This is a genomic window from Kitasatospora sp. NPDC023176, from assembly GCF_055560495.1.
Window position 1 is genome coordinate 89338 of the sequence record NZ_JBVHIP010000022.1, and the last position, 26625, is coordinate 115962.

Annotated in this window: 23 protein-coding genes; 10 read left to right on the forward strand and 13 right to left on the reverse strand. The window is 73.3% G+C overall.

Annotation, left to right across the window (positions count from 1 at the left end; genetic code table 11):
- Positions 1–16 precede the first annotated feature (16 nt).
- Entirely contained in the window at positions 17–1360 is a 1344-nt protein-coding gene (locus ACZ3YL_RS26815; RefSeq protein ID WP_465660122.1) for an amidase family protein, read from the reverse strand.
- 68 nt (positions 1361–1428) lie between these two features.
- Between ACZ3YL_RS26815 and ACZ3YL_RS26820 the strand changes: the two genes are divergently transcribed.
- Positions 1429–1608: a hypothetical protein gene (locus tag ACZ3YL_RS26820; RefSeq protein WP_188304233.1), complete on the forward strand. Its 180-nt coding sequence runs from the start codon at positions 1429–1431 to the stop codon at positions 1606–1608.
- Between the two features lie 177 nt (positions 1609–1785).
- Here the strand turns inward: ACZ3YL_RS26820 and ACZ3YL_RS26825 are convergent, their stop codons facing one another.
- The 4 genes from ACZ3YL_RS26825 to ACZ3YL_RS26840 all read right to left on the reverse strand — a co-directional run bounded on the left by ACZ3YL_RS26825 (position 1786) and on the right by ACZ3YL_RS26840 (position 6090).
- The gene (locus ACZ3YL_RS26825; protein ID WP_465660123.1) at positions 1786–2952 is read right to left on the reverse strand and encodes a damage-control phosphatase ARMT1 family protein; all 1167 of its coding nucleotides are present in this window, start codon (positions 2950–2952) and stop codon (positions 1786–1788) included.
- Between the two features lie 358 nt (positions 2953–3310).
- The gene (locus ACZ3YL_RS26830) at positions 3311–3883 is read right to left on the reverse strand and encodes a GNAT family N-acetyltransferase (RefSeq protein ID WP_223242095.1); all 573 of its coding nucleotides are present in this window, start codon (positions 3881–3883) and stop codon (positions 3311–3313) included.
- A gap of 16 nt (positions 3884–3899) precedes the next feature.
- A complete protein-coding gene (locus ACZ3YL_RS26835) occupies positions 3900–4619 on the reverse strand; it encodes a hypothetical protein (protein ID WP_465660124.1) in 720 nt (239 codons plus the stop codon).
- Positions 4620–4872: 253 nt separating this feature from the next.
- Positions 4873–6090, reverse strand: a complete 1218-nt coding sequence (locus ACZ3YL_RS26840; RefSeq protein ID WP_465660125.1) for an alpha/beta hydrolase family protein — start codon at positions 6088–6090, stop codon at positions 4873–4875.
- 112 nt (positions 6091–6202) lie between these two features.
- Here ACZ3YL_RS26840 and ACZ3YL_RS26845 point away from each other — a divergent pair, with 112 nt between their 5' ends.
- Both ACZ3YL_RS26845 and ACZ3YL_RS26850 read left to right on the forward strand, forming a co-directional pair.
- Entirely contained in the window at positions 6203–6880 is a 678-nt protein-coding gene (locus ACZ3YL_RS26845; protein ID WP_188304237.1) for a TetR-like C-terminal domain-containing protein, read from the forward strand.
- A 252-nt stretch (positions 6881–7132) separates the two neighbouring features.
- Entirely contained in the window at positions 7133–7852 is a 720-nt protein-coding gene (locus tag ACZ3YL_RS26850) for a dienelactone hydrolase family protein (RefSeq protein WP_465660126.1), read from the forward strand.
- 108 nt (positions 7853–7960) lie between these two features.
- Here the strand turns inward: ACZ3YL_RS26850 and ACZ3YL_RS26855 are convergent, their stop codons facing one another.
- On the reverse strand, positions 7961–9130 hold the full coding sequence (locus ACZ3YL_RS26855; RefSeq protein WP_465660127.1) for a macrolide family glycosyltransferase: 1170 nt from the start codon (positions 9128–9130) through the stop codon (positions 7961–7963).
- A gap of 286 nt (positions 9131–9416) precedes the next feature.
- The gene (locus ACZ3YL_RS26860; protein ID WP_188304240.1) at positions 9417–9836 is read right to left on the reverse strand and encodes a hypothetical protein; all 420 of its coding nucleotides are present in this window, start codon (positions 9834–9836) and stop codon (positions 9417–9419) included.
- Between the two features lie 206 nt (positions 9837–10042).
- Here ACZ3YL_RS26860 and ACZ3YL_RS26865 point away from each other — a divergent pair, with 206 nt between their 5' ends.
- Positions 10043–10615, forward strand: a complete 573-nt coding sequence (locus ACZ3YL_RS26865; RefSeq protein ID WP_465660128.1) for an RICIN domain-containing protein — start codon at positions 10043–10045, stop codon at positions 10613–10615.
- A 197-nt stretch (positions 10616–10812) separates the two neighbouring features.
- Here the strand turns inward: ACZ3YL_RS26865 and ACZ3YL_RS26870 are convergent, their stop codons facing one another.
- A complete protein-coding gene (locus ACZ3YL_RS26870) occupies positions 10813–11679 on the reverse strand; it encodes an ABC transporter ATP-binding protein (protein ID WP_465660129.1) in 867 nt (288 codons plus the stop codon).
- Positions 11680–12093: 414 nt separating this feature from the next.
- On the opposite strand from ACZ3YL_RS26870, the gene ACZ3YL_RS26875 reads away from it, so the two are divergent.
- Positions 12094–13440: a DUF418 domain-containing protein gene (locus ACZ3YL_RS26875; RefSeq protein WP_465660130.1), complete on the forward strand. Its 1347-nt coding sequence runs from the start codon at positions 12094–12096 to the stop codon at positions 13438–13440.
- 77 nt (positions 13441–13517) lie between these two features.
- On the opposite strand, the gene ACZ3YL_RS26880 is transcribed toward ACZ3YL_RS26875, so the two are convergent.
- The 5 genes from ACZ3YL_RS26880 to gcvPA form a co-directional block, all read right to left on the reverse strand.
- Entirely contained in the window at positions 13518–14171 is a 654-nt protein-coding gene (locus ACZ3YL_RS26880; protein ID WP_188304244.1) for a GntR family transcriptional regulator, read from the reverse strand.
- A gap of 113 nt (positions 14172–14284) precedes the next feature.
- Entirely contained in the window at positions 14285–15031 is a 747-nt protein-coding gene (locus ACZ3YL_RS26885; RefSeq protein WP_465660131.1) for an SDR family NAD(P)-dependent oxidoreductase, read from the reverse strand.
- Positions 15032–15087: 56 nt separating this feature from the next.
- Positions 15088–16212 (reverse strand): ATP-NAD kinase family protein, encoded by a 1125-nt coding sequence (locus tag ACZ3YL_RS26890; RefSeq protein ID WP_465660132.1) that lies wholly within the window; start codon positions 16210–16212, stop codon positions 15088–15090.
- Positions 16209–17801, reverse strand: coding sequence for an aminomethyl-transferring glycine dehydrogenase subunit GcvPB (gene gcvPB, locus ACZ3YL_RS26895; protein WP_465660133.1), 1593 nt, complete (start codon positions 17799–17801; stop codon positions 16209–16211). The genes ACZ3YL_RS26890 and gcvPB overlap by 4 nt, the downstream gene beginning before the upstream one ends.
- Positions 17798–19156, reverse strand: coding sequence for an aminomethyl-transferring glycine dehydrogenase subunit GcvPA (gene gcvPA / locus ACZ3YL_RS26900; protein WP_465660134.1), 1359 nt, complete (start codon positions 19154–19156; stop codon positions 17798–17800). Before gcvPA ends, gcvPB begins: the two co-directional genes overlap by 4 nt.
- 96 nt (positions 19157–19252) lie before the next feature.
- Here gcvPA and ACZ3YL_RS26905 point away from each other — a divergent pair, with 96 nt between their 5' ends.
- The 5 genes from ACZ3YL_RS26905 to ACZ3YL_RS26925 are packed head-to-tail and all read left to right on the forward strand — an operon-like array spanning position 19253 to position 26604.
- Positions 19253–20641 (forward strand): ABC transporter substrate-binding protein, encoded by a 1389-nt coding sequence (locus tag ACZ3YL_RS26905; protein ID WP_465660135.1) that lies wholly within the window; start codon positions 19253–19255, stop codon positions 20639–20641.
- A 12-nt stretch (positions 20642–20653) separates the two neighbouring features.
- On the forward strand, positions 20654–21580 hold the full coding sequence (locus ACZ3YL_RS26910; protein WP_465660136.1) for a carbohydrate ABC transporter permease: 927 nt from the start codon (positions 20654–20656) through the stop codon (positions 21578–21580).
- On the forward strand, positions 21577–22401 hold the full coding sequence (locus tag ACZ3YL_RS26915) for a carbohydrate ABC transporter permease (protein WP_188304250.1): 825 nt from the start codon (positions 21577–21579) through the stop codon (positions 22399–22401). The genes ACZ3YL_RS26910 and ACZ3YL_RS26915 overlap by 4 nt, the downstream gene beginning before the upstream one ends.
- A 7-nt stretch (positions 22402–22408) precedes the next feature.
- Positions 22409–24430: a beta-galactosidase gene (locus ACZ3YL_RS26920; RefSeq protein WP_465660137.1), complete on the forward strand. Its 2022-nt coding sequence runs from the start codon at positions 22409–22411 to the stop codon at positions 24428–24430.
- Positions 24427–26604, forward strand: a complete 2178-nt coding sequence (locus ACZ3YL_RS26925) for an MGH1-like glycoside hydrolase domain-containing protein (RefSeq protein WP_465660138.1) — start codon at positions 24427–24429, stop codon at positions 26602–26604. Before ACZ3YL_RS26920 ends, ACZ3YL_RS26925 begins: the two co-directional genes overlap by 4 nt.
- Positions 26605–26625: the final 21 nt, after the last annotated feature.

Here is a 26625-nt window from a genome sequence, read left to right on the forward strand (position 1 = left end):
GCGGGCGGACGGCCGCTCAGGGGCGCAGCAGGGCGTCGATCCGCGCCGCCACGGACAGCAGCTCCCGGTCGGCCAGCCGGGGCCCGATCAGCTGGACCCCGACCGGGGCGGACCCGTCGACCGGCAGCGGAATCGTCAGCGAGGGCAGGCCCGCGGTGGCCGCCGGGGAGGTGTTGCGGATCAGGGTGTGGAAGGTGGGCACGTCGCGGCCGTTGAGCGGCAGGCTGTCCTCGTGCCGGCGCAGCGGCCGGGCGCACACCGGGACGGTGGGACTGAGGACCGCGTCCAGCCCGTGCGCGCCGAACAGCTCGGCGTAGGCGTCCTGCAGGGCGCGGCGCGCGTCCAGCGCCCGGCGCAGGCCCTCGGGCCCCGGGTGACCGGGGGCGGTGGGCAGCGCGGTGGCCCAGAGCAGCGCCGCGATGTCCGGGTCACCGACCGCGGCGATCACCTCGGCGGCGCTGAGCCCGGCGCGGTGCTCGTCGAGGTAGTGCTCCAGGGCGGCGGCGAACTCGCCGAAGACGAGCGGGAATCCGATCCGGGCGTCGGCCTCGGCCAGCTGCGCCGTGTCCACCGGGACCCACTGCGCCCCCGCCGCGCCGAGCCGCTCGACGACCGTCTCCCAGCAGGCCTGGACCGGGCCCTCCAGGTCCTCGGCGAACACCTGCCGGGGCAGCCCCAGCCGCAGCGGCCGCCCGGGTGCCCGGAGCGCCGTGGCCTCCCCGGTGACCAGGGCGTCCAGCGCGGTGAGGCGCTCCAGCGAGCGGGCCATCAGCCCCGGGGTGTCCCGGGTGGTCGACAGCGGGGTGACCCCCACCGAGGAGTAGCGCCCGGCGCTGGGGCGCAGACCGTAGACCCCGTTGAGCGCGGCCGGGATGGTGACCGAACCGCCGGTGTCCGTGCCCAGCCCGGCCTCCGCCACGCCCGCCGCCACCGCGGCCGCCGTCCCGCCGCTGCTGCCGCCCGCGAACAGGTCCGGGTCGGTGGCGTTCCCGACGGCCCCGAAGGTGTGGTTGCACGAGGTGGCCCCCAAGGACAGCTCGTGCATGTTGGTCTTGCCCAGCACGATCGCGCCGGCCGACCGCAGCGCCGCGACCACGGGCGCGTCGGCGTCCGGGACGAAGCCGGCGAGCGCGGGCGTGCCCGCGGTGTTGGGCAGGCCGGCGACATGGATGTTGTCCTTGACGACCAGCGACCACGGTGCGGGCCCGCCCTGCTCGTCCCGGCGGGCGGCCTCCGCGAGCGCCCGCTCGGCGTCGAGCGTGATGAACGCGTTGAGGTGCCGGACGGTACCGGCCCGGTCGAGCGCGGCCGACACGAGCGCCTGTGCGGGCCCCGGGCCCGCGGTCTCCGGCTGGGCCATGGGGGGTGGGCTCCTTCGCGCTTGCACCGGTCCGCACCCCCGCGGGCGCGGGCGTGACCGGGTGACGGGTGATCACACCGTACCGGGGCCGGACGGCCCGGCGGGAGCCGGGCTCCGCCGTCGAACACGGGTTCCGCTTCGTGGCGGCAGTGCCGGGCTACCACTACCGGCGCGGGGGCGCCGACTGGATCCTGCTCTTCTTCGAGCCCGTCGAACGACTGGCGCTCCTGACCTTCGACTGGAGCTGACCCCGCCCCGCCCCGCTCCGGCGCGGACCCGCCCGGAGTGCCGGTACCGACGACAACTCCGGCTGAACCAAAGGACCTTGCCGACGTACTGCTGAACGCTGGGTGGGCTGGTCCCGTGTGGGAGTCGCACCGCCGGCAGTGGTCGACGGCGACCGAAGGGACGGCCCGGTGTTCCGGCTACGGCTGTGGGCGGAACTGGATGACGGCGTGGCGGCCGTTGGTGCGCCACGGGGTGGCGGTCGCGTCGAGACGGGTCACGGTGTCGGCGTCCAGGCCGACGATCACATCGGACTTCAGGGTCCGCAGGGCCGCCACGGCGGTGGGGAAGTGGCCCGCGGCGTCGGGGAACGGGGTGGTCGGGGGCCAGAGCCGGTCGCCCACCAGGCGGCGGTAGTTGAGGTCGCCCTTGAGGATCGTCAGTGCCGCGCCCGCGAGTTCGGCCCGGAGGTCGGCGGGCAGGTCGTGGTACGGGAGCGGCGCGCAGAAGAACGGATGGGTGCGGACGGCGAGGGTGCCGCCGCCCATCGCCCGCCAGAGCCGGTCGCCGACGGCCGCTGCCACCGGCGAGGGGGCGGTGCGCAGGCGGGTGAGCGAGGCGAGGACGTCGGCCGTGGTCGCGTCCGACACGAAGTACGGCTGCGGCTTCACGTAGAGGGCCACCTCGGCGGCCAGGCCGCTGGTCAGGAGGTGGTCGATCAGCACGAGGTCCGGCAGCAGCTCCCGGCCGGCGTTGTCCGCGATGACGCAGACCCGCCCGCCCCCGGCCCGTCGCAGCTCGGCCCAGAGCCGTGCGCTGTCGTCGGTGAGCAGTTCGGAGGCGGCCGGGCCGCCGGGCTGCGCCGTGAGCTGGAAGCTGAGGTCGGCGCGGTTGCCCCACAGTGCGGAGGTCAGCAGCGCGTCCGCCCGCCGGGCCGCCGGGAGGTCGTCGAGTTCGCTCAGCGCGGCCAGTTCGCCGTCCACGGCAGCCCCGGCCAGCTCGGCGTCCTTGAACGGCGCGAACGGGTCGACGCCCTGCCAGGCGCCGGGCCGGAAGTACCCGGTGGCGTCGAGCAGCCGCCGGTAGAAGTAGCTCTCCGCCCACAGGAACGGCGCCTCGCCCCACGGCCTGCCCCACAGGCCCTCGCCCCACCGCCGCCACCGGGCGGCGTCCGGAGCGTCCTCGCCCAGCGGCTCCAGGACACCGGTGATGCTCTCCGTCAGCAGCCGCTCGACCGCCGCCCGCTCGGCCGGGCCGTACGGCAGGGCGTCGAGGACCTCTCGGACGAGCCGGGGGTGGCGCTCGTGGAAGACGCCCCGGGCGAAGGACCCGGGGACGTCACTGCGGATCACGGGGGCGTGCGACACGGGCTCGTCTTCCTGGTCGTACGGGGCTGGGGCGGGGCCGTGGTGGTGGTGGCCGGCTGCAGCCGAGCGTAGACGATCACGAGCCGAGGGCGGGCGGGGGAACGGCGGGCGAGAAAAGTGTTATCCGGCCGCTCGTCGGGCGCTCTCCTGGGCGTGGGAACGAACGCGCAAGGCCGCGGCAGAGGGTATGCGGCCGGCACGCGGGGTTCGAGATGGGGCGCTCCGCTCGGAGAACGGGAGTCTCCGGGCCCGCGTTCGTTCCCACGGCGCCCGGTCGGATCGTCCCGTCCGTCCGACGCCGCCCGGCGGTCCGCAGGCGTTCCCCCACGGCAGCGGACCGCCGGGCCCTCGGGGCTCGTTAGGCGCGCTGGAGCCGCCATACCTGCTCCTCGCCGGTCTCCGCCGGGGCGATCGCCTCGGCCGGGCGGCGCAGGTGCTCGGTGAAGCCGAGCCGGACCGGGATGGCGCGGCTGGCGTGGTTGGCCGGGTCGTGGATGATCTCGACGAAGGCCACACCCGGGAGCCGGAAGGCCTGCTCGGTGAGCGCCCGGGCGGTGCGGGTGGCGATGCCGCGGCCGGTGGCGCCGGGGTGCAGCCAGTAGCCGATCTCCCGGCCGCCCTCGGGGGTGTCCTCGCGCCGGAACAGTCCGCAGGCGCCGACGATCGCCCCGTCCAGCAGGATCGCGTAGGTGAAGTCCCTGCCGCTCTCCCACAGCGTCTGCCGCTTGGCCAGGAACTCGGTGGTCTTCGCCAGACTGTGCTCGGCGACCCACGGCATCCAGGGCCGCAGGTGCTCCAGCGACTCCTCGATGACCCGGAAGAACTCGGGGAGGTCCGCCTCGCCGCGGAAACGGCGCAGCGTCACCTCGCCCAGGACGATTTCCGGCTCTGCTCGCTCCATCGGCTCCATCAGCTCCACCTTGTGCTCCATCCACGGAGGATGTCCGCTACGCCGATGCCCGTGCAACACGATTACGGCGCTCGCGCAGCTGGTACAGCAGGGCGCCGACGCCGGCCGCGACCGCGGAGATGACGATCAGCGAGACGTCGGCGGTGCCCACCATGGCGAGGTCGAAGCGGGGGTTCTCGGCGGACTCGGTGAACTCCGGGTCCACCAGGCCGTCCGGGTCCTCGGTGACGCTGACCCGCTCGCCCGCCGTGTCGGCGGAGCCGCAGCTGACGGACTCCGTGCGTTCCGGGGCACCGTCGTAGCGCACGGCGCACGAGTAGCTGGTGGTCTTGCCGTGGATCACCCGGACGGCGACGACGGTGCCCGGGTGGGTCGTGCCGCGCATCGACAGCACGGTGGACTGGGTGGTGTTCATGCTCAGCAGCGGCACCGCGACCAGCGGGGCCACCAGCAGCGCCAGCGCCACAACCCGCAGCACCCCGGACTGGCAGAGGCACACCAGGGTGTAGATCAGACCGATCGCCCCGGCGAGGACCAGCCCCAGCGACGGGACGAGGAACCACGGCCCGAACGCACCGAGCGCCCCGCCGAGCGGCAGCAGCACGGCCGCCGCCGGGATCCACAGCGCCGTCAACAGCGGCCGCCGCGGCCACGGCGCGTCGTTCTTCCCCTGCCGATCGCCGGCCCGGCCAGCCCGGCCGTTTCGGCGGTGCGGCTGCCCGGGAGTCTGCTGCCCGGGCGTCCCGTAGTGCGTCATGGCGGGAGATCCTGCCAGGTCAGCCCGGGGGCGGGCGGAGCCGGGGAGATTCCTTTGCCGGAGCGGCCGGCTTGTGGAGGTCCCCGGGGGGACCGGTGGAAGCCGGTCACACGGCGCGGACCGGGACCAGCACGCAGGGCCCTGAGCGACGGCCTGTCCGAGGGACCGGGCATGACCGGGGGCGAGCCCAGGACGAGGCCGGTTGATCGAGGGCGGCTGACCGGGGGTGGCGGTGGGGGAGGGTTCCGCCGGGTCAGACGGTGGGCGCGGATGCCGGGTCGAGGGTGGTGTCGAGCCAGTCGAAGGTGACCTGCTGGAACCGTGCCATGGCACCCATGTGGCAGTGCTCGCCCGCGCCCTCGGCCTCGGGGAGGGTGATCAGGGTGTGGGGGCAGGTCAGTGCGGCCCGGACGCGCTGGGGCTGGCCGCGGAAGAACTGGTCGTCCTCGGCGTCCAGGACGAGGGTGGGGCAGTCGATGAGGTGGGCGACGCCGTCGAGGGTGTAGTCGACGGTGCGGCGGAGGTAGTCCGCGACGGAGTCGGCGCCGAACGCCCACACGCCGTTGCGCAGGGCCCAGCGGAGCTGGGTGCTGGCCTGCATGAGCAGGTCCAGGACGGGTTCGGCGAGGTCGTCGCGCCCGGTCTCGACCCACTCCCGCAGGAACGGCGGCATGAGCCGGGTGTGGGCGTCGTGGTAGTCGTACAGGCCGTCGTCCAGGATCAGGGCGGCCAGCCGGTGTTCGTGGGCGGCGGCGCGGGCGGTGAGGTAGCCGCCGAGGCTGTAGCCCAGCAGCGCGAGCCGGTCGGGGGCGATCTCGGGGCGGGTGAGCGCGTAGTCGATCACGGGGGTGACCACGGCCTCCCAGTCCGGGCGGAAGGCCAGGCCCTGCTCGCGGAGGACGGCGCCCTGGCCGGGGCCGTCGTAGGCCAGCACGTTGTAGCCGCGGCGCAGTGCGGCCGCGCCGATGACGAAGTAGGCCTCCTCCAGGGTGGAGTCGAAGCCGCTGGTGAAGACGACGGTCGGACGGGGGCGGCCGGAGTCGTCGACGAGGAAGAGGTAGCCGGGCAGGCTGGTGTCCTGGTAGGGGATGCGGACGGCCTCGACGGGGGTGTCCATCAGTGTCGCGGCGGTCGCGAAGGTCTCGCGGGAGAGCGCGGAGAGGGTCTTGACCTCGGGGTCGTGGGCGGGGTCGTCGCGGCGGTAGAACTCGGCGGTGCGGTAGTAGTTCGACGCGCGCAGCAGGGCTTCGCGGGCGCTGACCCGGTGGCCGGCCGTGAGGGCGCGGGTGCCGATGGCGTGGACGCGCTGCGCGGTGTTCTTCCACTCGCGAAGCCAGGCCTCCTCGTCGCCCTCGCCGACCTTGCGGAGGGTGGTCAGGACCTCGCCCAGGTCGGCGCCGCCGTCGTTGGCGAAGCCGGCCGCGCGCAGCGCCTCGAAGGAGAACGACTCGTCCTCGTACAGGAATCGCATGGTGCACCCCGGATCTCTAGTCGAGACGGAACGGTTCCGTCTCGCCTTCGATGTCGACGATAGACCTCTGCTAGACGAGACGCAACCGTTCCGCCTCGTGTAGGTTCGGGGCATGCCCAGCTCCTCCACGCCCCAGCCCCCGGTTCCCGCCCCCGGCTCTGCCTCCGCCCCGGCCCCCGCCCACGCCCCCGCCCGCGGCCGTACCGCCGGGCGCAGGCTGCCCGGCGGGCCGGTCCTCCAGGACTCGGTGACCGAGGCGATCGCCGCCGCGTTCTTCGAGGAACTCGCGGCGGCCGGCTATGCCCGGCTGTCCCTGGAGGCGGTCGCCAAGCGGGCCGGCGCGGGCAAGGCGGCCATCTACCGCCGCTGGACCTCCAAGCTGGAGATGACCGTCGACCTGGTCTCCGCCGTCGCCGTCGACGCCTCCGGGAACGCCGACACCGGAACCCTGCGCGGCGACGTCCTCGCCTTCCTCACGGAGGTCGCCGACGCGCTGAACCAGCGGCTCCCCGCCAGGATCATCCCCGACCTGATCGCCGAGGGCGGCCGCAACCCCGAACTCGCCGAGGCGCTGTTCAGCACCGTCCGCGACACCCGGCGCGGCAAGGCCGCCGAGCTGCTGGAGCGGGCGGTCGGCCGCGGTGAACTCCCCGCCGAGGTGGACCGGGAGCTCGCGCTCGACCTCCTGGCCGGCCCGCTCTACTGGCGGCTCGCGGTCACCCACACCCCGACCGCCCCCGACTACCTCGACCGCCTCACCGACAAGCTGCTCGCCGCCTTCAGCGCCTGACGCCTGGTCCAGAGCCTGACGTCTCGTCCAGGGCCTGGCACCTCGTCCAGGGCCCGACGCCCGGCTCCGGGCGCCGCGAAAAACCGTTTGGCGGACCCCGGCGGCCGGTGCTACCTTTCCGGAGGCCGTGCGAGAGAACAAGGAGGTGGTACCCGTGAACGCGATATCGACATGGGTGCTTCCCTCCGGGGTCACGGTCGGGCGATAGGTCGTCCGGGAGCGCCTTCACGAGCACTCCCGAAAGGCACGACCATGCACTTCACTTCCGAGCTGCGCCACGACAACGGCGTCCTCGAACGCGACTTCACCCTCGGCGAGATCCCCGGCACCCTCTGGACGCCCGAGGCTGCCCCCGCTCCGCTGATCCTGATGGCCCACAACAACGGCCTGCCCCGGCACGAGCCCCGGCTGGTCGCCCGGGCCCGGTACACCGCGGCGCAGGGCTACGCGGTGGTGACCATCGACGCCCCCGACTGCGGCGAACGCCCCCGGTCCGCCGCCACCGACCAGACCCGCGCCGAGCTGCGCCGGGCGATGCAGGCCGGCGAACCGGTCGACGAGATCTTCGAGTCCCTCGTCGGCCCGCTGGTCGACAACGCCGCCCCGGAGTGGCTCAGCACCCTGGACGCCGTCCTCGAACTGCCCGGGATCGGCGGTCCGGTCGGGTACTCGGGGTGGACCGCCCTCGGCATCCGGCTGGCGGCGACCGAACCGCGCATCGCGGCCGCCGGCCTCTTCGCCGGGGGCTACGTGCCCCGCGCCCTGCGCGAGGAGGCCCGGCAGGTCACCGTTCCGCTGCTGTTCCTGCTGCAGTGGGACGACGACGGGAACCCCCGGCAGCGGGCCCTGGACCTCTTCGACGCCTTCGGCAGCACGGAGAAGACGATGCACGCCAACATGGGCGGGCACGTCGGCACTCCGTGGTTCGAGCAGGAGGACGGGGGCCGGTTCTACGACCGGCATCTGAGGTGAGGCCGGGTCGTCAGGCCGACGCCGGATCGTAGAGCGCGTACGTGATGACGTCCGCCACCGCCCGGAAGCACGGGCGGTGGCGGACGCCTGCTCGGACCGTGAGCCTGGTCAGACCAGCGCGGCCTCGACCAGGTCGGCGGCCCTGGGCGCGCCGGCGCCCGCGCGGACCTCCGCGCTCAGCTCGGCCAGCCGGGCCGCCACCGCCGGGTCGGTGGTCAGCTCCAGCACGGCGGAGCGAAGAGCGGCAGGGGTGGCGAGGGCGGTGTCCAGCCGGCGTGCGACGCCGAGTTCGACCAGCCGGTCGGCGTTCTCGAACTGGTCGGCGGCCTGCGGCACCGCGACCATGGGCAGCCCGCAGTACAGGCCCTCGCTGCACCCGCCCATCCCGGCGTGGGTGATGAACGCGTCGGCCTGCTGGAGCACCGCGAACTGGGGCACCCACGCGTGCACTTCGACGTTGGCCGGGGTCGGGCCCAGCTCGGCCTGGTCGGTCGCACTGCCGACCTGGAGCACGACGTGCCAGCCGGGCAGATCGCCGAAGGCCTCCAGGCACGCGCGGTAGAAGGCGGGCTGGTGGGTGAAGGCGGAGCCGAGGGAGACCAGCAGCACCTTCCCCGCGTCCTGCGGCCGGGTCCAACTCCCCTGGTGCTCCCGGTTGTCGAGGCAGGGCCCGGCGAAGGAGAAGACCTCCGGGTCGACCTGGTCGATCCGGGATTGGAGCGCCCGCGGGATCAGCGAGATCCCGCGGTCCGGCTTCAGCATGTACGTGAAGATGTCGCGGGGTGGTACCCCGTTGTCGGCCAGCCACTGCGCGAAGCGCTCCGGAACGCCCTCCGCCTCCAGGGTCTTCATGACCGTCCGGTACGGCTCCGCGTCGGGGTTCGGCGGGGCGACCCTGGACGGCGAGATCAGCAGGGACGGCACGCCCCAGCCATCGGCCAGGACCCGCCCCGCGTACGCCATGAAGTCGTACAGGACGAGGTCGGGCCGGTCGTCCTGGAACGCCTCCCGGAGACGGGGCAGCATCGCCTGCGCCTCCCCGAAGATCATGCCGTGCACATTGGTCCCGGGGGCGACCGCTCCCTGGAGGACCGTCAGGCCCGTGTCATGGGGTACGAACCGGGCTCCGGTGGCCTCGATCTGCTCGGCGAACGACGGGTCGTTGACATAACTGACCCGGTGGCCACGGGTGACCAGCTCCCGGATCAGGTCCAGGCTGGGATTGACGTGGCCGTGTGCCGGGATGTTCACCATGGCGATGTGTGCTGGGCGGGGCATGTCGCATCCTCTTCTCGTACGTCGTCAGAATCCTGCGCGCCGGGTTCTGACGTTACGTCAAGTCGTCTGCCGGGTGACGGGTAGGGTGGCGGAATGGACGAGTCCGCGGTGCCTCCCGAGCCGGGACCTGGATGAGACGCAGGAGTTCTACGGCCGCCTCGGCTTCGCGCCCCGCGGCCGCTGGGACGGGCCGGACGGCCACCTGATCGTCGTCCGCGGCACCGTGGAACTCCGCTTCCGCCCTGAGCCGGGGGTGAATCCTCTCGCCACCGCGGGCAGTTGCCGCTCAGCCGGCCGGGTGGGGCCCGGGGGTCGGGTCCGGCTGCCGGAAGGCCGGACGGAAGGGGGGCGAGCCGGCCGCGGTGCGGTAGGCGTCGCGCCAGGGGCCGGGGTCCGCGCCGAGGGCCTGGACGATGTCCGCGAGCAGTTCGACGTCCAGGCGTCGGCGTCCGCTGCGGAAGCAGTCGTACACCGTGATCCGTCCTGGTGTGCGCTCCTCCGCCGGGACGCCGCGAGCCGCCCGGGCGGAGCTGATCCGTCGGACGATGGTCGAGAAGGACGGACTGCCGGCCTCCTCCCGGAGCAGGGTGAGGAACTCGGCCAGTTCGTCCAGGGAGTGTGAACGGGTCGGTGCCGTCGAGGGGCCGGCTTCGGCTGCCCGGCAGGTGCACGGGATCGCCGCCGTGCGCATGGGTGACCTGGTCAAAACTCCGTCCTCCCTACGCCGGGCCTGCGTGAACAGCCTCTGTGTGCCGGGGGGTTGATGTCAACTGATGTGAATCATCTGGCGGGATCCATACACCCTCGCTTGTTCGGGATCGTTCGGAATGCTGCCCAAGTTCGCACCCGTATTGCCAGGATGGCGGCTCCCAGCAGATGTGACTGACGTCAGAGAGGGAGGTGTCGGACCTCATGAAGTCCGCCCGAAAGATCATCTCGGCCCTGGCACTCGCGATCGGCCTGAGCGTCTCGTTGCCGGCCGCCGCCGCCCAGGCGGACCCGGCGAACCCGCAGCCCTACGCCTACGGCTACCTCGCGGCGCTCGCCCGCCCGGCCGGCGGCGGCCCCAACGGCACCTACTACTGCATGGACGAGTACCGGCAGACCAACGGCGACGGCCGGCCGGTCGTGCTCCGCCCGTGCGACGGCGCCTGGAACCAGTTCTGGTTCGTCGCGGAGGATGGCCTCATCCACAGCACCAACGACGGCCGGTGTCTGTGGGGCCACGTTCCGAGCGGCCCGTCCGACAGCCCGGGGGCCAAGGCTGTGGGGTGCAACGCGGGTGACCCCAACCAGCGGTGGACGTTCAACACCGACCGCAGCGTGTGCAACGCCGTCGGCGCCTGCCTGACCTACGTCGGTAACCAGGGCCCGAGGTCCTCCTACGCGCTCTGGACGCTGGGGCGCAACGCCGGGGCGGGGGCGACCCAGGAGTTCGACTGGCACCACTCCGACAGCGACCGCCCGATCAACCCCAATATCTAGCCGGCTCATGAGGATCCTGGGTGCCGGCCCCGCCGTGAGTGGTGGGGCCGGCACCCAGGTTCGTCCACCGAGGCAACAGCCGACCCGCTGCTGCGGCACCGCCAAGAGGAGCACCTGACACCCCGCCCGGGCCGTCGCGGGACCGAGGGGTCGACCGACCCGGGGCCGGACAGCCCCTCGGCACGCCCTCCGTGGGCCTACTGACGCTGCCCGGAGAGCCGACGGAAGTCCGGGTGGGTGCGCAGGAGTTCGGGGTAGGTGCCGGCGGCGGAGGTGGTGCCGTCGGCGAGCATGACGACACTGTCGGCGGCCTCGATGGTGGACATCCGGTGGGCGATGACGAGGAGGGCGCACTCCTTGCGGAGGCTGTGCATGGTGACGGTCAGGGCGGCCTCGTTGGCCGGGTCCAGGTGGGCGGTGGGTTCGTCCAGCAGCAGCAGTCGGGGGCGGGCGAGGACGGCGCGGGCGATGGCGATCCGCTGCCGTTCGCCGCTGGAGAGCCGGACGCCGCGTTCGCCGACCTCGGTGTCGAGGCCCTCCGGCAGGCGGTCCACCTTCCGGGTGAGGTTGACGAGGTCGAGGACCTGCCAGAGCCGTTCGTCGGTGGCCTCCGGGGCGGCGTAGCAGAGGTTGTCCCGCAGGGTGCCGTGCAGGAGGAGGCAGTGCTGTTCGACCCAGGCGATGTGGGAGCGCCATTCGGCGAGGCCGAGGTCGGCGGCTGGCCGTCCGTCGATCCGGAGGGTGCCGCTCCAGGGCTCGTAGAACCGGTTGATCAGGGCGAAGGTGGTCGACTTGCCGGCCCCGGACGGGCCGACCAGCGCCACGAGGGCGTGCGGGGGCACGGTGAGGGAGAGCCCCTGGAGGACGGGTGCGTCGGGGCGGTAGCCGAACCGGAGGTCGCGGATCTCCAGTGCGGGTGCGGGTGCGGGTGCGGGTGCGGGTGCGGGGGCCGTGGTCGGCCTCGGCGACGGGGTGGCACGTCGGATCGGGGCGGGGGCGCTGTCCTCGACGGGCAGCGCGTGGACCTCCCGGATGCGTTCGGCGGAGCCCTTGGCCCGGTTCACCGAGGCGATGGGAAAGGTGAACGGGGGCCGGGGAAGCCGTTCGCGGCCTCGAAATGGATTCTCATCTGCTTTACCGGGGAGTGTAGTTCTCTCTCCCGTCCGGATTCCGTCATGAAACTTCGACGTGTACCGACGTACGGCATTGTCGTCCCATCGTCCGGGGCCGTCCGGCCGACTTCAGGGCAGCACCCGCCAGATGGGCTCCAACGGCAGGACGTGTCCGACCAGCGTCTCGACGTCGGCCGGGACGTCCGCCCGGGCGCGCAGCGCGGGGAAGGCGTCGGCGGCGTAGGCCGCGTGGGCCCGGAGGGGCCGCTCGGTGGGCCTGTGACGAAACGGTCATGTTGCGGTGGAAGCGCGCTGATACCGGCTTCCTAGCGTGGCGACGCCTTGATGTCGTTCGAAGGAGTTGCCGTGATCACCGAGCCGTTGGCGGAACGGACCACGAGGGCCGTCCGGCGTCGTGCTGTGGAGGGGAAGCGGGCCTCGCGTGGTCGCCTGGTGGCGGTCGACGTGCTGCGGGCCCTGGCGGTGTTCGGGATGGTGTGGATGCACTTCGTGCCGACCGGCTGGCTGGAGCCGACACCGCCCGGGCAGGCCTGGCCCGGGGTGCTGGAGTGGCTGAACGGATTCCTGGACACCCGCGCCCGCAGCGTGTTCTTCCTGCTGGCGGGTGTGTCGGTCGCGCTGATGACCGGCGGTGCCCGGTCGTTCGCCGGGGCGGCGATGCGGCGGGCGCGGGGGCGCATCGCCGTGCGGGCCGGGGTGCTGTTGCTGCTGGGCCTGGCACTTGAGCAGGTGTCGGGGAAGGGCAACATCATCACCGCCTACACCGGGTGGCTGCTCTTCCTGCTGCCGTGGACGCGCGTGCGGGCGCGCCCGCTGTTCGCCGCGGCGGGGGTGTGCGCGGTGGCCGCGCCGGTGTTCCAGATCCTGCGGGCGAACCAGGGCCGGGACTGGGGCTTCCTGCCGCCGGTCGGGCCCGGCGCGCCGGAGCTGCCGCAGGGCCTGGCGGTGCTCGTGCACCCCGGCGAGTGGCCGGCGGTGTTCCAGTCGTACCTGTTCAACGTGGACACGTTCTACGCGCTGCCCCTGCTGCTGGCGGGCCTGGCGATCGGCCGGCTGGACCTGGGCGAGCGCGCGGTGCGGGTGCGCATGGCGGTCACCGGCGCCGGGATCGCCGTCGGCGGCTGGCTGGCCTCCTGGCTGACGCTCGGTCCGCTGGGGCTGGGTGCGGCGATCGACCGGTTCCAGGGCGAGCTGATGGCGCCCCCGCCGATGCCGCCCGTCCCGGTGGGCGCCGACGGTGCGCTCCCGGACGTGCCGCCGGCGCTGCCCGAGCCGCCGCCGATGCCGAAGGTGCCCTGGGCGGAGCTGTGGGCGATGTCCAAGCCGGGCCCGGGCATCGCCGAGTACAGCGCGCTGCAGATCGTCTGGATGATCGGGGTGTCCCTCGCATTGCTGGGCGGACTGCTCCTGCTGACGGACCGGCGGGTCTGGCAGCGGGTGCTGTGGCCACTGGCCGCGATGGGCTCGATGGCGATGACCTGGTACTTCGTCCAGGACGTGATCACCAGCCGCTTCCTCGGTACGGGCCCCGGCGGCTTCGGCCACGCACCGCAATCGCTGGTCCCGTACCTGCTGTTCGCGGTGGCGGCACTGGCCGGCTCGGTGCTGTGGCGGCGTTTCTTCCGCCGCGGCCCGCTGGAGGCCCTGGTCCACCGGGTGACCACCGCGGTGGTGCCTCGCCGCGACGGCTGAACCGCTGCGGCTGAACCGCGACGGCTGAACCGCTACGGTGGGCGGCGTCCGCTCGGACACCGCCCACCGTTGCCGTACTAGCGCGTGCCGACCGGGGGCAGGCGTTCCAGGATGCGTTCCATCCCGCTGGTCCAGTTGGCCTCCAGGGCGATGACGGCCTGGTCGATGTCGCCGTCCAGCAGGCACTGGGCGATGCGTTCGTGCTCCTCGGCGGCGCGTTCCAGGATCTCGTGGTCGCCGACCACCACCCGCTCGTAGCGGTGCAGGGTGAGTTTCAGCGAGTCGATCATCTCGCGCAGCCGGGTGTTGGTGCAGCCGGAGAGCAGCAGGGCGTGCCAGGCGTCGTCGTAGCGCTCGATGGTGCCGTGCGGGGCCTGCGGGGCGGAGAAGGCGCGGGCCTCGGCGAGCAGCCGGGGGGCGATCGCGGACAGCTGGGCGGGGTCGCAGGTGCGCAGGGCGAGCGACTCCAGGGCGATCACGATGGCCGTGAGGTCGAGGAACTCCTGTTTGCCGGTGGGGGCGAAGCGGAAGCCCTTGCCGCGCTCGCTGGTGATGATGCCCTCGCGTTCCAGGCTGATCAGGGCCTCGCGCAGGGGGGTTCGGCTGACGCCGAGTTCCTCGGCGAGCTGGACCTCGTTGATGGACTCGCCGGGGGTGAACCGGCCGCGGCCGAGTTGCTCCAGCAGTTCGTCCTTCACCTGCTCGCGCAGCGGACGCCGCTCGATCGCCATCGGGCTTCCCTTCCTCGTTCGTCCCGTAGAGTACCGGCCGCCGTCCGACCCCTCGTCAGGCCTTCTGTCAGGCCTCTCCTCGGGCCTCTCTTCGGGCCGGACGGTGCGGCCGGTCAGGCGGTTCCGGCGCCGTCCACGGCGATGACGGCGCCGCTGACGAAGGCGGCGGCGTCGCTGGCCAGGAAGGCGACGGTGCGGGCGATGTCCCCGGGCTGGCCGATCCGGCCGAGTGGGCGGTCGGCGGCGTCGGCGTAGAACGCGTCGGCGCTCTCGCCGAGTTGACGGGCCTCCTCGGCGAGCATGCCGGTGTCGGTGTCGCCGGGGCAGACGCAGTTGACCCGGATGTTGTCCGGGCCGTGGTCGATGGCCATCGCCCGGGTCATGTTGACCACGGCGCCCTTGGAGGCGCAGTAGGAGATCGCCCGGCCGCCGCCCTTGATGCCCCAGCCGGAGCCGGTGTTGATGATGCTGCCGCCGCCGTTCGCGGCCATCAGCGGGACGACCAGGCGGCTGAGCAGCATGATCGAGCGGACGTTGACGGCCATCACCACGTCCCAGTCCTCGTCGCTGATCTCGGTGACGGTGGAGCGGCGGATGATGCCCGCGTTGTTGAACAGCACGTCCACGCCGCCGTGGTGGGCGACGGCGGTGCGCACGGCCTGTTCGCAGTCGGCGCGTCGGGAGACGTCGCAGCGGACGAAGGTGCCGCCGGTCTCCTTGGCCGCCTGCTCGCCGCGCTCGGCGTCCAGGTCGGCGAGGACGACGGCCGCGCCGAGTTCGGCGAGCAGGGCGGCGGTGGCCCGGCCGATGCCGGAGGCGGCGCCGGTGACGAGGGCGCGCTTGCCGTGGAGGTCGATCATGGGGGCTCCCTGAGAATGTGAGGCGGTCCGGGGGCGAGCGGTCAGGCGGTCCGGGGTCAGGCGGAGAGGCGGTAGACGGCGCTGGAGTGCCGGCCGGTGATCACCCGGACGTGCCCGGAGAAGGCATCGTCCAGGTGTGGGTCGCCGGTGTCCAGCAGCAGCGGGCGGCCCGCGAGGGCGGCGAGTTTGGCCTCGGTGGCGAGGACCAGCAGGCGCTCCCGGCCGGTGGCGCGCAGCAGTTCGGGGGTGAGCTGCTGGTTGCCGCGTCCGAGCAGGAAGCCCTGGCCGCCGATGGGGGAGAGGGCTGTCCAGGGGGTGGCGGGCAGGTCGCGCAGCTGGTCGGCGCGGGCGTCCCGGAGCAGGACCAGGGGTGGTCCGTCGGGCCGCAGCCGCAGCAGGTCGACGCCGGTGAGGCTGACCTCGGGGGCGCCGAGTGCGGTGGCGACGGCGTGGGTGGTGCTGCCGGGGCCGAGCAGCAGCAGCCCGTCGGGCCCGACCCGGTCGGCGACCTCGGCGGCGATCCCGCCCACGTCCGACGGATCGGCACCGGAGCTGCCGGTCTTGCGCTGCTGGACGCGGGTGGGCAGCACCGGGACGGTCAGCCGGCCGTACAGGCGGGTGTGGACCAGGCCCGCCCGTAGCGCCGCCTCGTCCCGGTCCACCACCTCGGCGGTCTCCAGGCGAGCGCTGCCGCGCGCCCAGGCGGTGGCCACCTCGGCGGCGGCGCGGGGGTGGACGGCGAAGACGGCGGAGTGCATCTTGACGCCGGCCGGGATGCCGAGCACGGGCACCCCGGGGTCCGGGCCGAGGGCATCCAGGACGTCCCGGGCGGTGCCGTCGCCGCCGCAGAACAGCAGCAGTTCGGCGCCGGCCGCGACCAGGGCGCGCACCGCGGCCCGGGTGTCGGCCGCGGTGGTGACAGCGGTGGCGGGCCGGTGCACCACCCGCGCGGAGCGGCCGGCCGCGGCGGCTGCCTCCGCGCCCATCGGGCCCGCGGCGGTGAGCAGTTCGACGCCCCGGAGTTGACGCAGCGTCAGTTCGGCCCGGTGCGGGGCCTCGGGGCGGGCCCCGAGTGCGAGGGCCCGGCGCTGGACGTCGGCGCCGTCGCTGCCCTTGAGGCCGACCCGGCCGCCGAGTCCGGCGACCGGGTTGACCACCAGCCCGACCAGCGGTCCGGTCACGGCTGCTCGCCGAGGACCTTGCGGCGGTAGGCACGCCAGGTGACGGCCCAGACCTCCGGGTCGTCCAGCGGCTCGTGCCGGATCCGGTGCACGGTGGAGTTGTGCGGCGCGGTGCGGACGGTCTCCGGGTCCTCGTACGCCTCGCGGGCGACCTCGGCGAGGATCGCCGCGTACTCGTCGAGGTCGGCGCGGGAGTAGGACTCGGTGGGCTCCAGGGTCATCGGCTCGGGGACGATGTACGGGTGGTGGCTGGTCCAGTAGTGGGTGCCGAAGTCGGCGGCGCGGTAGCCGAGGTCCTCGCTGTGCAGGCCGGTGTCCTCGTTGAGCCGCTGCCAGCTGTAGCGGACCTGCTCGACCCGCGGCCGCCCCTCGGCGTACGGGACGGAGACGCCGCGGATCTTCCGCACCTGGTGCATCAGGTAGTTGTTGTTGAGCACGGCGGTCTCGGCCGCGGTGCGCAGGCCCTCGGCGCCGAGCGACATGATCCAGGCGTAGGCGCGCACCAGGTTGGGGACGACACCGAGGTAGGGGCGGATCTTGCCGATCGACTCCGGCCGGTCGTCGTCCAGTCGGTACCGCTTGCCGTCGAACTCGACGGTGGGGCCGGGCAGGTAGGGCGCCAGTTCGGCGGTGACGCCGCAGGCGCCGGCCGCCGGGCCGCCGCAGGCGTGCGGGGTGGAGAAGGTCTTGTGCAGGTTGAAGTGGCACAGGTCGAAGCCGGCCTCGCGGGCGCGGGTGATGCCCAGGATGCCGTTGGCGTTGGCCTGGTCGTAGGCGCACAGGCCGCCGGCCTGGTGCACGATCCGGACGAACTCGGCGATCCGCGGATTGTAGATGCCGGTGTCCTCCGGGTTGGTGATGAGCAGGGCGGCCGTCCGGGGGCCGACGGCCGCGCGCAGCGCCTCGATGTCGGGGTAGCCGTCGGCGTCCGGGTGGAGGGTGATCACCGTGAACCCGGCGGTCCTGGCGCAGGCGGCGTTGGAGGGGTGGGAGAAGGCGGTGGTGATGATCTCGTCGCGCTGGGCGAGTTCGCCGCGGGCGGCGTGGTGGGCGCGGATCACCGAGACGTTGGTCCAGATCGCGGCACTGCCGGCGCCGGGCTGCAGGCTGACCCGGTCCATGCCGGAGATCTCCTTGAGCAACTGCTCCAGCCGGTGGACGAGTTCGAGCACCCCTTGGACGGTGGAAGGGTCCTGGGCGGGGTGCAGGGCGGCGATCCGGGGGTCGCGGACGAAGGTGTCGTTGACCTTGGGGCTGTACTTCATGGTGCAGGTGCCCTGGCCGACGTCCACGTTGAGGTCGGCGCCCAGGTTCTCCTGGGAGAGCCGCAGGTAGTGCCGGAGCACCTGTTGCTGGCCGAGTTCGGGCAGGGCGGCCGGGGTGGTGCGGCGCAGCGCGGCGGGTAGCAGGTCGGCCGGGTCGCCGACGGCGGCGGTGACGCCGGGCTCGGGCAGCGGCGGCAGCACGCCGCGCTCGCCGGGGGTGCCGAGTTCGAAGACCAGTTTCTCGTCCCAGCGGGCCTGGTGGAAGCGGCGCAGGGCGGGTTTGGCGGAGATCCGCGCAGCTGCGGTGTTCTGACGGTCCGTCATGTGACGATCTCCTCCAGCGCGTCGGCGAGGTGGTCGATGTCGGCCTGGGTGTGCAGCTCGGTGACGCAGTAGCGGCCCTCGTGCGGTCCGGCCGGGGTGCCGCCGTGCAGGCCTCGGGCGAGCAGGGCGGCGGAGACCTCGGCGGCGGTGGGCCCGTCGGGGTAGCGCACGGTGAAGTCGGCGAAGTGCACCGCCTCCGGGTCGGCCAGGTCCACCCCGGGCACCCGGGCGAGGCGCTGCCGGGCGTAGGCGGTGTTGGCGAGGATCGTCTCCCCGATCTCGCGCATGCCGTGCGGGCCCATCAGGGCGAGGTAGGCCCCGGCGGCGATGCCGTGCAGGGCGGCGGCGGTGCCGACCCACTCCTTGCCCTCCTCGCGTACAGCGAAGGAGGTGCGCTCGTACGCCACGTCGCCGAAGCCGTACTCGCCGGGCACCTCCGTCGGGGTGAGGCCGAACAGCCGGCTCGGGTACTCGGCGACCAGGCGAGGGTCGTCCGCCGAGCCGATGAAGCCCGCGTTGCCGCCGCCGTAGCTCGGGTGGATGCCGAGCGGCTGGAGGTCGCCGCAGGTGAGGTCGGCGCCGTAGGTGGCGGGCGGGGCGAGCACGCCGAGGCTGAGCGGGTTGGCGTGCACCACGGCCAACGCGCCTGCCGTGTGCGCGAGTTCGAGGTAGGTCGGTAGCTCTGGGTCGACCCGGCCGCTGTAGTCGGTCAGTTGCGCGTACACGGCGGCCACGTCGCCGCCCGCGAGTGCGGCCCGGACGGCCTGCGGCTCGGCGGCGACCGGCTCCACCGGGTGTACGCCCCGCACGTAGTCGTGGATCCGGGACACCCGGTCCGGGTCGGTCTCGCCGACCAGCAGCACCCGCCGCCGCCCGGTGGCCCGGCCGGCCATCCGCAGCGCGGTGGCGGCGGCCTGGAAGCCGTCGTAGGTCGGCACGTTGACCACGTCCACGGCCAGCAGTTCGGCCATCAGCGACTGGTACTCCCACAGCGCCTGGAAGCGTCCGTGGTCCTCGTACGGCTCCCCGGCGTAGGCGGTGAGGAACTCGCTGCGGTTGACGATCTCGTCGACCACGGCGGGTACGTGGTGCCGGTAGCAGCCCGCGCCGAGGAAGGAACGGCCGGGCGGCACCGCGGAGTTGCGGGAGAGCAGCTCCTCCAGGTGGGCGACCAGCCGAGCCTCGGAGTCGAAGGGGGCGGGCAGTCGCAGCGGGCGGTCGAGCCGGAGGTCGGCGGGGATGTCGGCGTAGAACTCCTCGACGTCCTTGGCGCCGATCGCCGCCAGCATCGAATCCCGTACGGCCGGGGCGGAGTTGGGGATGTACGGGTGGGTTCGGGGAACGCGTGCGGGCATCGTGTCACCTTCCGCGATTTCGGTCGGAAGCCTTGACGGCACTGTGCATGCTGAGTTCTGTATACAGCATTCGGCATTCACCAGTCGGGAGGCAAGATGTCCGCACCAACCCGGCACAGAAATCCTCAACTCGCCCGTGGACAGCGCGGATTCGGCCCGGCCCTGGACCGCCGCCGGTTCCTCGGCGCAGGCCTCGCCGGCGGCGCACTGCTGTTGGCCGGCTCCGCCGGCTGCGCCACGGGTGGGGCCGGCGGCCCGAGCGCCAAGCAGCTCGGCGGCAGCCCGAGCGCCACCCTCGGCGGGAAGATCACCATCTGGTCCTGGGACGTCGCGGCCAAGGCCATGCAGCGGCTCGGCAAGACCTTCGAACAGGCCCACCCGGGTACCACCGTCGACGTCGTCGACATCGGTTACGACAACGCCTACGACAAGATCACCGTCGGGCTCGGCGCCGGCAGCGGACTGCCCGACATCCTCACCGTCGAGGGCAGCCGGATCCCCAGCTACATCGGCAACTTCCCGAACGCCCTGGTCGACCTCACCAGCCGGGCCGCGAGCCTCAAATCCCAGTTCGCCGACGCCACCTGGCGCACCGTCACCGACGCCAAGGGCCGCGTCCTCGCACTGCCCTGGGACAGCGGGCCGTGCGCCCTGTTCTACCGCCGGGACCACTTCCAGCAGGCCGGCATCGACCCCGCCGGCCTGAACACCTGGGACGACTACCTCGCCGCCGGCACCACTCTGAAGAACGCCACCGGCAAGAAGCTGCTCATCCTGGACGCCAAGAAGGACACTTTCTTCGGCCAACTGCTCCAGCAGCAGGGCCAGTCCTGGTTCACCGACGGCAAGGTGGCCGTCGCCACCCCCGCCGCCGAACGCGCGCTCGCCCTGCTGAAGCAACTCGTCGACCGCGGCCTGGTCGACTTCGAGGACGGCTGGGACGGCCTGGTCTCCGGCACCCACGACGGCAAGGCCGCCACCACCCCCACCGCCGCCTGGTGGGACGGCACCCTCACCGGCGACATGGCCGACCTCTCCGGCAGGTTCGGCGTCGTCCCGCTGCCCGCCTTCACCCCCGGCGGCAGCCGCACCTCCAACAGCGGCGGCTCCACCCTGTGCGTCACCACCCAGAGCGGGAACCCGGAGACGGCCTGGGGCTTCCTCTCCTACCTGCTCACCGACAAGGCCAACCAGGCCTCGATGATGCGGCACGAAGGCCTCTTCCCGGCCTACCTCCCCGCCCTGGACGACCCGTACTTCCAGCAGCCCTCGCCCTACTACGGCGGCCAGCCCGCGATGAAGCTCTTCGCCGACCTCGCCCGCACCATCCCCGGCGTCGAGCGCACCTCCGACGACGCCAAGGCCGGCGACATCGTCACCACCGCCGTCAACCAGGTGCTCCACAACGGCGCCGACCCGGGCACCGTGCTGCGCTCCGCGGCCCGCCAGATCGCCACCGCGACCGGCCGCCCCACGGTCTCCTAGGAGGCGGGCGCCATGACCAGCAGTGCCCCGGCCGCCCTGCGCAAGCCCGCCACCCGCACCGCCCGGGCCCCCGGCCGCCGCCGCCCGCGCACCGCCGTCTGGCTGTTCGCCGGCCCCACCGCCGCCCTGTTCGCCCTCTTCTTCGCCTACCCCCTGGGCGCCAGCCTCTACCAGAGCCTCACCGCCCGCCGCGACGGCGTGGACGTCTTCGTCGGCCTCGACCAGTACCGCCGGCTGCTGGACGACCCGGCCTTCCTGCACTCCCTGGTCAACACCGGGCTCATCCTCGCCGTCCAGGTGCCGGTGATGATCGGCCTCGCCCTGGTGCTCGCCGTCCTGCTCAACCAGTCCTGGCTGCGCTTGCGCTCCGGCTGGCGGGCGGTCTTCTTCCTGCCCGCGATCACCACCCTGGTCGCCTACGCCGTCGTCTTCCAGGTGCTGCTGCGCACCGACGGCGGCCTCGCCAACCAACTCCTCCAGGCGCTCGGCCTCGGCCCGGTCGACTGGCTCAACTCGCCCACCTGGGCGCGCATTTCACTGATCGGCTCGGTCACCTGGCGGTGGACCGGCTACAACGCCGTCATCCTGCTCGCCGGACTCCAGGCGATCGGCCGCGACCAGTACGAGGCCGCCGCCCTCGACGGCGCCGGCACCGTGCGCACCTACACCGGGGTGGTGCTGCCGCAGCTGCGGCCGGTGGTGCTGTTCTGCGTCATCACCTCCACCATCGGCACCCTCCAACTCTTCGACGAGAACTACGTGCTGACCCGCGGCGGCCCCGGCGACGCCACCCTCACCCCGGTGGTCTACCTGTACAAGGTCGGCTTCCAGCAGCTGGACTTCGGCTACGCGGCCGCCATCGCCTGGGTGGTGGTGCTGATCATCGCGGCGGTCTCGCTGCTGCAGTTCCGGCTCTACGGAAGGGAACGCCGCCGATGAGGGGACGACTCCTAGGCCGCGCCGCCGTCCTCACCCTGCTCACCCTCGGCGCCGTCGCCAGCCTGCTGCCCTTCGCCTGGATGCTGATCGCCGCCACCCACAGCAGCTCCGAACTCTTCCACGCCCCACCGCCGTTCCTGCCCGGCGGCGAGCTGCTGCGCAACCTGGTGCACCTCCAGCAGAGCATCGGCTTCGGCCGGGTGATGCTCAACAGCCTCGGCATCGCCGTCGTCCACACCCTGCTCAGCTCGCTGCTGTCCGCGATGTGCGGCTACGGGCTGGCCAAGTACCGCTTCCGCGGCCGCGGCCTGCTGCTCGGCCTGGTCCTGGCCACCATGATGATCCCGCTCCAGGTGCTGCTCGTCCCGCTGTTCCAGATGATGGCCAGCCTCGGCTGGATCGACAGCTACCAGGCCGTCATCCTGCCCTTCCTCGCCAACTCCTTCGGCATCCTGCTGATGCGCCAGAGCTTCCTGGACTTCCCCGACGAACTGCTGGAGTCCGCCCGGATCGACGGCTCGGGCGAGCTGCGCACCTTCTACCGGATCGTCCTGCCGTGCGTGCGGCCGCAGTTGGGGGCGCTCGTCATCTTCACCTTCATGGGCCAGTGGAACAGCTTCATCTGGCCGCTGCTGATGCTCGACACCCAGGACAGGTACACCGTGCCGGTCGCGCTCAACACGCTGACCGGGCTGACCCATGTCGACTACTCCGGCCTGATGCTGGGCTCCTTCCTGGCCACTCTCCCGCTGATGGTGCTCTTCCTGCTCTTCCAGCGGCAGTTCGTGGCCGGCCTGCTCGGCGGAGCACTGAAGGGATGACGCACGAATGGACCGACTCACCCGTGTGCCCGGCCTGCTGTACGGCGGGGACTGGAACCCCGAGCAGTGGCCCGAGGAGGTGTGGGCCGAGGACGTCAAGCTGATGGCCGAGGCCGGGGTCAACCTGGTCACCGTCGGCGTGTTCTCCTGGGCCCGGCTCCAACCCGACTCCCACAGCTGGGACTTCGGCTGGCTGGACCGGCTGCTCGACCTCGTGCACCGGCACGGCCTCGCCGTCGACCTGGCCACCGCCACCGCCTCCCCGCCCGCCTGGCTGGTCCGCTCCCACCCCGAGCTGCTGCCCGTCACCGCCGACGGCGTCCGGCTGGAGTTCGGCTCGCGCCAGCACTACTGCCCGTCCTCCCCGGTCTACCGCGCCGCCGCCGTCCGGCTCACCCGGATGCTCGCCGAGCGCTACCACGACCACCCCGCGCTCGCCCTGTGGCACATCCACAACGAGTACGGCGACCACGTCCAGGAGTGCTTCTGCGCCGAGTCCGCCGCCGACTTCCGCCGCTGGCTGCGCCGACGGCACGGCACCGTCGAGGAGTTGAACCGCTCCTGGGGGACGGCCTTCTGGTCCCAGCGGTACAACTCCTTCGACCAGGTCGAGCCGCCGCGCACCGCACCCGGCCCGGTCAACCCCACCCAGCAGCTGGACTGGCGGCGGTTCTGCTCGGACGCCCTGCTCGCCCTGCACCGCGCCGAGAAGGCCGTACTCGACGAACTCTCACCCGGAGTGCCGGTCACCACCAACTTCATGTCGATGCTCAAGGCCCTCGACTACTGGGAGTGGAGCCGGCACGAGGACTTCGTCTCCGACGACGCCTACCCCGACCCGGCCGACCCGCACGCCCACGTCAACGCCGCCATGAACTACGACCTGATGCGCTCCCTCAAGGCCGGCCGGCCCTGGCTGCTGATGGAACAGGCCCCCTCCGCCGTCAGCTGGCGCCCGGTGAACGTCCCCAAGCGCCCCGGGCTGTACCGCCTCTGGTCGCTCCAGGCCCTGGCCCGCGGCGCCGACGGCCTCCTGCACTTCCAGTGGCGCGCCTCGGTGGCCGGCGCCGAGAAGTTCCACAGCGCGATGCTGCCGCACCGGGGCACCGCCGCCCGCGGCTGGCAGCGGACCGTCGCCCTCGGCGCCGAACTGCGCCGCCTCGGCGAACTCGCCGGCAGCCGGATCCACGGCCGGGTCGCCATCCTGCTCGACTGGGACAGCTGGTGGGCACTGGAACTGGACGACCACCCCTCCGCCCGGATGCGCTGGCCCGACCTGCTCCGCCCCTGGTACGCCGCCCTCCACCGGCGCGGTGTCACCGTCGACTTCCTCCCGCCCGGCGCGGCCTACGACGGCTACCGCGCGCTGCTCACCCCCAACCTCTACCTGCTCGACACCGCCACCGCCGACCGCCTCACCGGCTACGTCCGGGACGGCGGCCACCTGGTCTGCGGCCCGTTCAGCGGCATCACCGACCGGCACGACCACATCCACCCCGGCGGCCACCCCGGCCCGCTGCGCGAACTGCTCGGCGTGGTGGTGGACGAGCACTGGCCGATCCCGGACGGTGACACCACCGGGGTACGCCTCGACGGCGTGGACCTGCGCGCCGAGCACTGGAGCGAGTGGATCGAACCCGAAGGCGCCGAGACCCTCGCCCGCTACACCACCGGCGAACTCACCGGCCGGCCCGCCGTCACCCGCCACCGCCACGGCGCCGGCAGCGCCTGGTACCTCGGCTGCCACCTCGGCCCGGACGTCGGCCGGGTCCTCGACCTGGCGCTCGCCGAGGCCGGAGCGGGCGCCGAACTGCCCGGCCTGCCCGAGGGCGTCGAGGCCACCCGCCGCCACGCCGCCGACGGCACCGCGTACCTCTTCCTGCTCAACCACGGCCCCGCCGACCGCCGGATCCCGCTGGAGCGCCCCGGCACCGACCTGCTCACCGGCACCACCACCGGCCACACCCTCACCCTCGCCCCGCTCGGCGCCGCCGTCATCCGCCTGCCCGCCACCGAGGAGCGCGCATGAACCCGCTGACCCGCCGCCACTTCCTGGCCGCCTCCGCCCTGACGGCCACCGGCACCGCCCTCGCCGTACCAGCCGCCGACGCCGTACCAGCCGCCACAGCAGCCGCCCACGCCGACGAGAGCATCGACGCCGAACGCTACGCCGACGTCCTCGACCTGCACGGCACCCCCACCCAGGCCTACCCCGGCGACAACAACCCGATCACCGTCTTCGCCGACCTCGGTGCCTGGCACGCCTACGCCCTGCCCCGCCCGGGCGACCAACTCGGCGGCTTCACCGGCCCGCTGCACCTCGCCCAGGAGTACCCCTGGTGGCTGAGCGACGGCCTCACCCGCCTGCGCCTCACCGACCAGGGCCGGCCCGTGGACCTCACCGCCGGCGGTGCTCCCGCCCTCATCGCCCTGCCCGGACTGCTCCGCCAGTCCTACGCCCTCGGCGACGGCCTCACCCTCACCCTCGAACTGCGCTTCGCCGGCAACCGCACCGCGCTGCTCCGCGCCCGCCTGGCCAACACCGGCCGTACCGCCCGCACCCTGGCCGTCGCCTGGACCGGCACCCTGCTGCGCCCCGCCGACGGTCCCCAGCACGACGCACCCCGGCTGCGAGCCGCCGAACACGGCATCGAGGTGGGCTTCGCCCGGGTCCGCCGGACCTGGGACTACCTGACCGACGGCACCGAGCGCTTCGCCGTCCGGCACGCCCAGCCCGTCCGCGTCACGCTGACCGGCGACGGCCACCGCACCGACCTCGCCGACCCCGTACGGCTGTCGCCCGGCGCGAGCCGAACCCTGGACTGGACCGAGAGCTACACCTTCGCCGCCGAGGAGTACGCCCGCGCCGCCGGGGAGGCCGAGGCGGCGCTGCGCGCCCCCGAACGGACCGTCGCGGCCGGGCGGGCCCGCTGGGCCGGGTACCTGGCCCGCGCCACCGAGGGCGTCCCGCCCGCCCGCCGCCGCACCGCCGTCAAGTGCGTGCAGACCCTGGTCACCAACTGGCGCAGCCCGGCCGGGAGGATCCGGCACGACGCCGTCACCCCGTCGCTGTCCAACAAGTGGTTCAGCGGCGTCTGGGCCTGGGACACCTGGAAACAGGCCGTCGGAACCGCCCTGTTCGCCCCCGGCCTCGCCGCCGACCAGATCCGGGCCGTCTTCGACCACCAGATCGGGCCGGACTCGCCCGACCGCCCCCAGGACGCCGGAATGCTCCCCGACTGCGTCTTCTACAACGACCCGTCCACCGGCGGCGGCAACTGGAACGAGCGCAACTCCAAACCCCCACTGGCCGCCTGGGCGGTCTGGGAGGTCTACCGGCGCAGCGGCGACCGGGCCTTCCTGCGCGAGCTGCTGCCCAAGCTCACCGCCTACCAGGACTGGTGGTACCGCACCCGGGACCACCTCGGCGAGGGGCTGTGCGAATACGGCGCCACCGTCGACCCGGCCAACGCCGCCCCCGAGGACTGCCGGCAGGCGGCGGCCTGGGAGTCCGGCATGGACAACGCCCCGCGCTTCGACGCCGCCACCGTCGTCCCCAACCGGGACGCCGAGGGCGCACTGCTCGGCTGGTCGCTCACCCAGCGCTCCGTGGACCTCAACGCCTACCTGGCCGCCGACCACCGCCACCTGGCCCTGATCGCCGCCGAACTCGGCGACCGCCCCGCCGCGGACCGGCTGCGCGCCGAGGCCGAGCGGATCGACGCCGCGATCCGCGCCACCATGTACGACCCGGCCACCGGCTGGTTCCACGACACCGACCTCGCCAGCGGCGCCCGGCTCACCGCCCGCGGCCGGGGCATCGAGGGCGCCATCCCGCTCTGGTCCGGCAGCGCCGCCCCCGCCCAGGCCCGTACGGTGCGCACCCTGCTGCTCGACCCGGCGGAGTTCGGCACCCCGATGCCCTTCCCGACCGTCGCCCGCAGCTCGCCGGCCTTCGACCCGGCCGGCTACTGGCGCGGCCTGGCCTGGCTCGACCAGACCTACTTCGCGATCGAGGGCCTGCGCGGCCACGGCTGGGACCAGGACGCCCGCCGGGCGGTGGAACGCCTGCTCGCCACCGCCGAGGGCCTGAGCGGCGACGGGCCGGTCCGGGAGAACTACGACCCGCTGACCGGCGCGGGCCGCAACTCCACCGACTTCAGCTGGTCCGCCGCGCTGCTGCTGCCCCTGCTGCGCCACTGACCTGCTGGGCCGGCGACCTCC

Excerpts from the sequence above, each read along its gene's own strand:
- ACZ3YL_RS26815 (WP_465660122.1), bottom strand. The coding sequence starts at position 1,360 with ATGGCCCAGCCGGAGACCGCGGGCCCGGGGCCCGCACAGGCGCTCGTG.
- ACZ3YL_RS26830 (WP_223242095.1), bottom strand. The coding sequence starts at position 3,883 with ATGGAGCACAAGGTGGAGCTGATGGAGCCGATGGAGCGAGCAGAGCCG.
- ACZ3YL_RS26835 (WP_465660124.1), bottom strand. The coding sequence starts at position 4,619 with ATGACGCACTACGGGACGCCCGGGCAGCAGACTCCCGGGCAGCCGCAC.
- ACZ3YL_RS26840 (WP_465660125.1), bottom strand. The coding sequence starts at position 6,090 with ATGCGATTCCTGTACGAGGACGAGTCGTTCTCCTTCGAGGCGCTGCGC.
- ACZ3YL_RS26845 (WP_188304237.1), top strand. The coding sequence starts at position 6,203 with ATGCCCAGCTCCTCCACGCCCCAGCCCCCGGTTCCCGCCCCCGGCTCT.
- ACZ3YL_RS26850 (WP_465660126.1), top strand. The coding sequence starts at position 7,133 with ATGCACTTCACTTCCGAGCTGCGCCACGACAACGGCGTCCTCGAACGC.
- ACZ3YL_RS26855 (WP_465660127.1), bottom strand. The coding sequence starts at position 9,130 with ATGCCCCGCCCAGCACACATCGCCATGGTGAACATCCCGGCACACGGC.
- ACZ3YL_RS26865 (WP_465660128.1), top strand. The coding sequence starts at position 10,043 with ATGAAGTCCGCCCGAAAGATCATCTCGGCCCTGGCACTCGCGATCGGC.
- ACZ3YL_RS26880 (WP_188304244.1), bottom strand. The coding sequence starts at position 14,171 with ATGGCGATCGAGCGGCGTCCGCTGCGCGAGCAGGTGAAGGACGAACTG.
- ACZ3YL_RS26885 (WP_465660131.1), bottom strand. The coding sequence starts at position 15,031 with ATGATCGACCTCCACGGCAAGCGCGCCCTCGTCACCGGCGCCGCCTCC.
- gcvPB (WP_465660133.1), bottom strand. The coding sequence starts at position 17,801 with ATGACGGACCGTCAGAACACCGCAGCTGCGCGGATCTCCGCCAAACCC.
- gcvPA (WP_465660134.1), bottom strand. The coding sequence starts at position 19,156 with ATGCCCGCACGCGTTCCCCGAACCCACCCGTACATCCCCAACTCCGCC.
- ACZ3YL_RS26905 (WP_465660135.1), top strand. The coding sequence starts at position 19,253 with ATGTCCGCACCAACCCGGCACAGAAATCCTCAACTCGCCCGTGGACAG.
- ACZ3YL_RS26910 (WP_465660136.1), top strand. The coding sequence starts at position 20,654 with ATGACCAGCAGTGCCCCGGCCGCCCTGCGCAAGCCCGCCACCCGCACC.
- ACZ3YL_RS26915 (WP_188304250.1), top strand. The coding sequence starts at position 21,577 with ATGAGGGGACGACTCCTAGGCCGCGCCGCCGTCCTCACCCTGCTCACC.
- ACZ3YL_RS26920 (WP_465660137.1), top strand. The coding sequence starts at position 22,409 with ATGGACCGACTCACCCGTGTGCCCGGCCTGCTGTACGGCGGGGACTGG.
- ACZ3YL_RS26925 (WP_465660138.1), top strand. The coding sequence starts at position 24,427 with ATGAACCCGCTGACCCGCCGCCACTTCCTGGCCGCCTCCGCCCTGACG.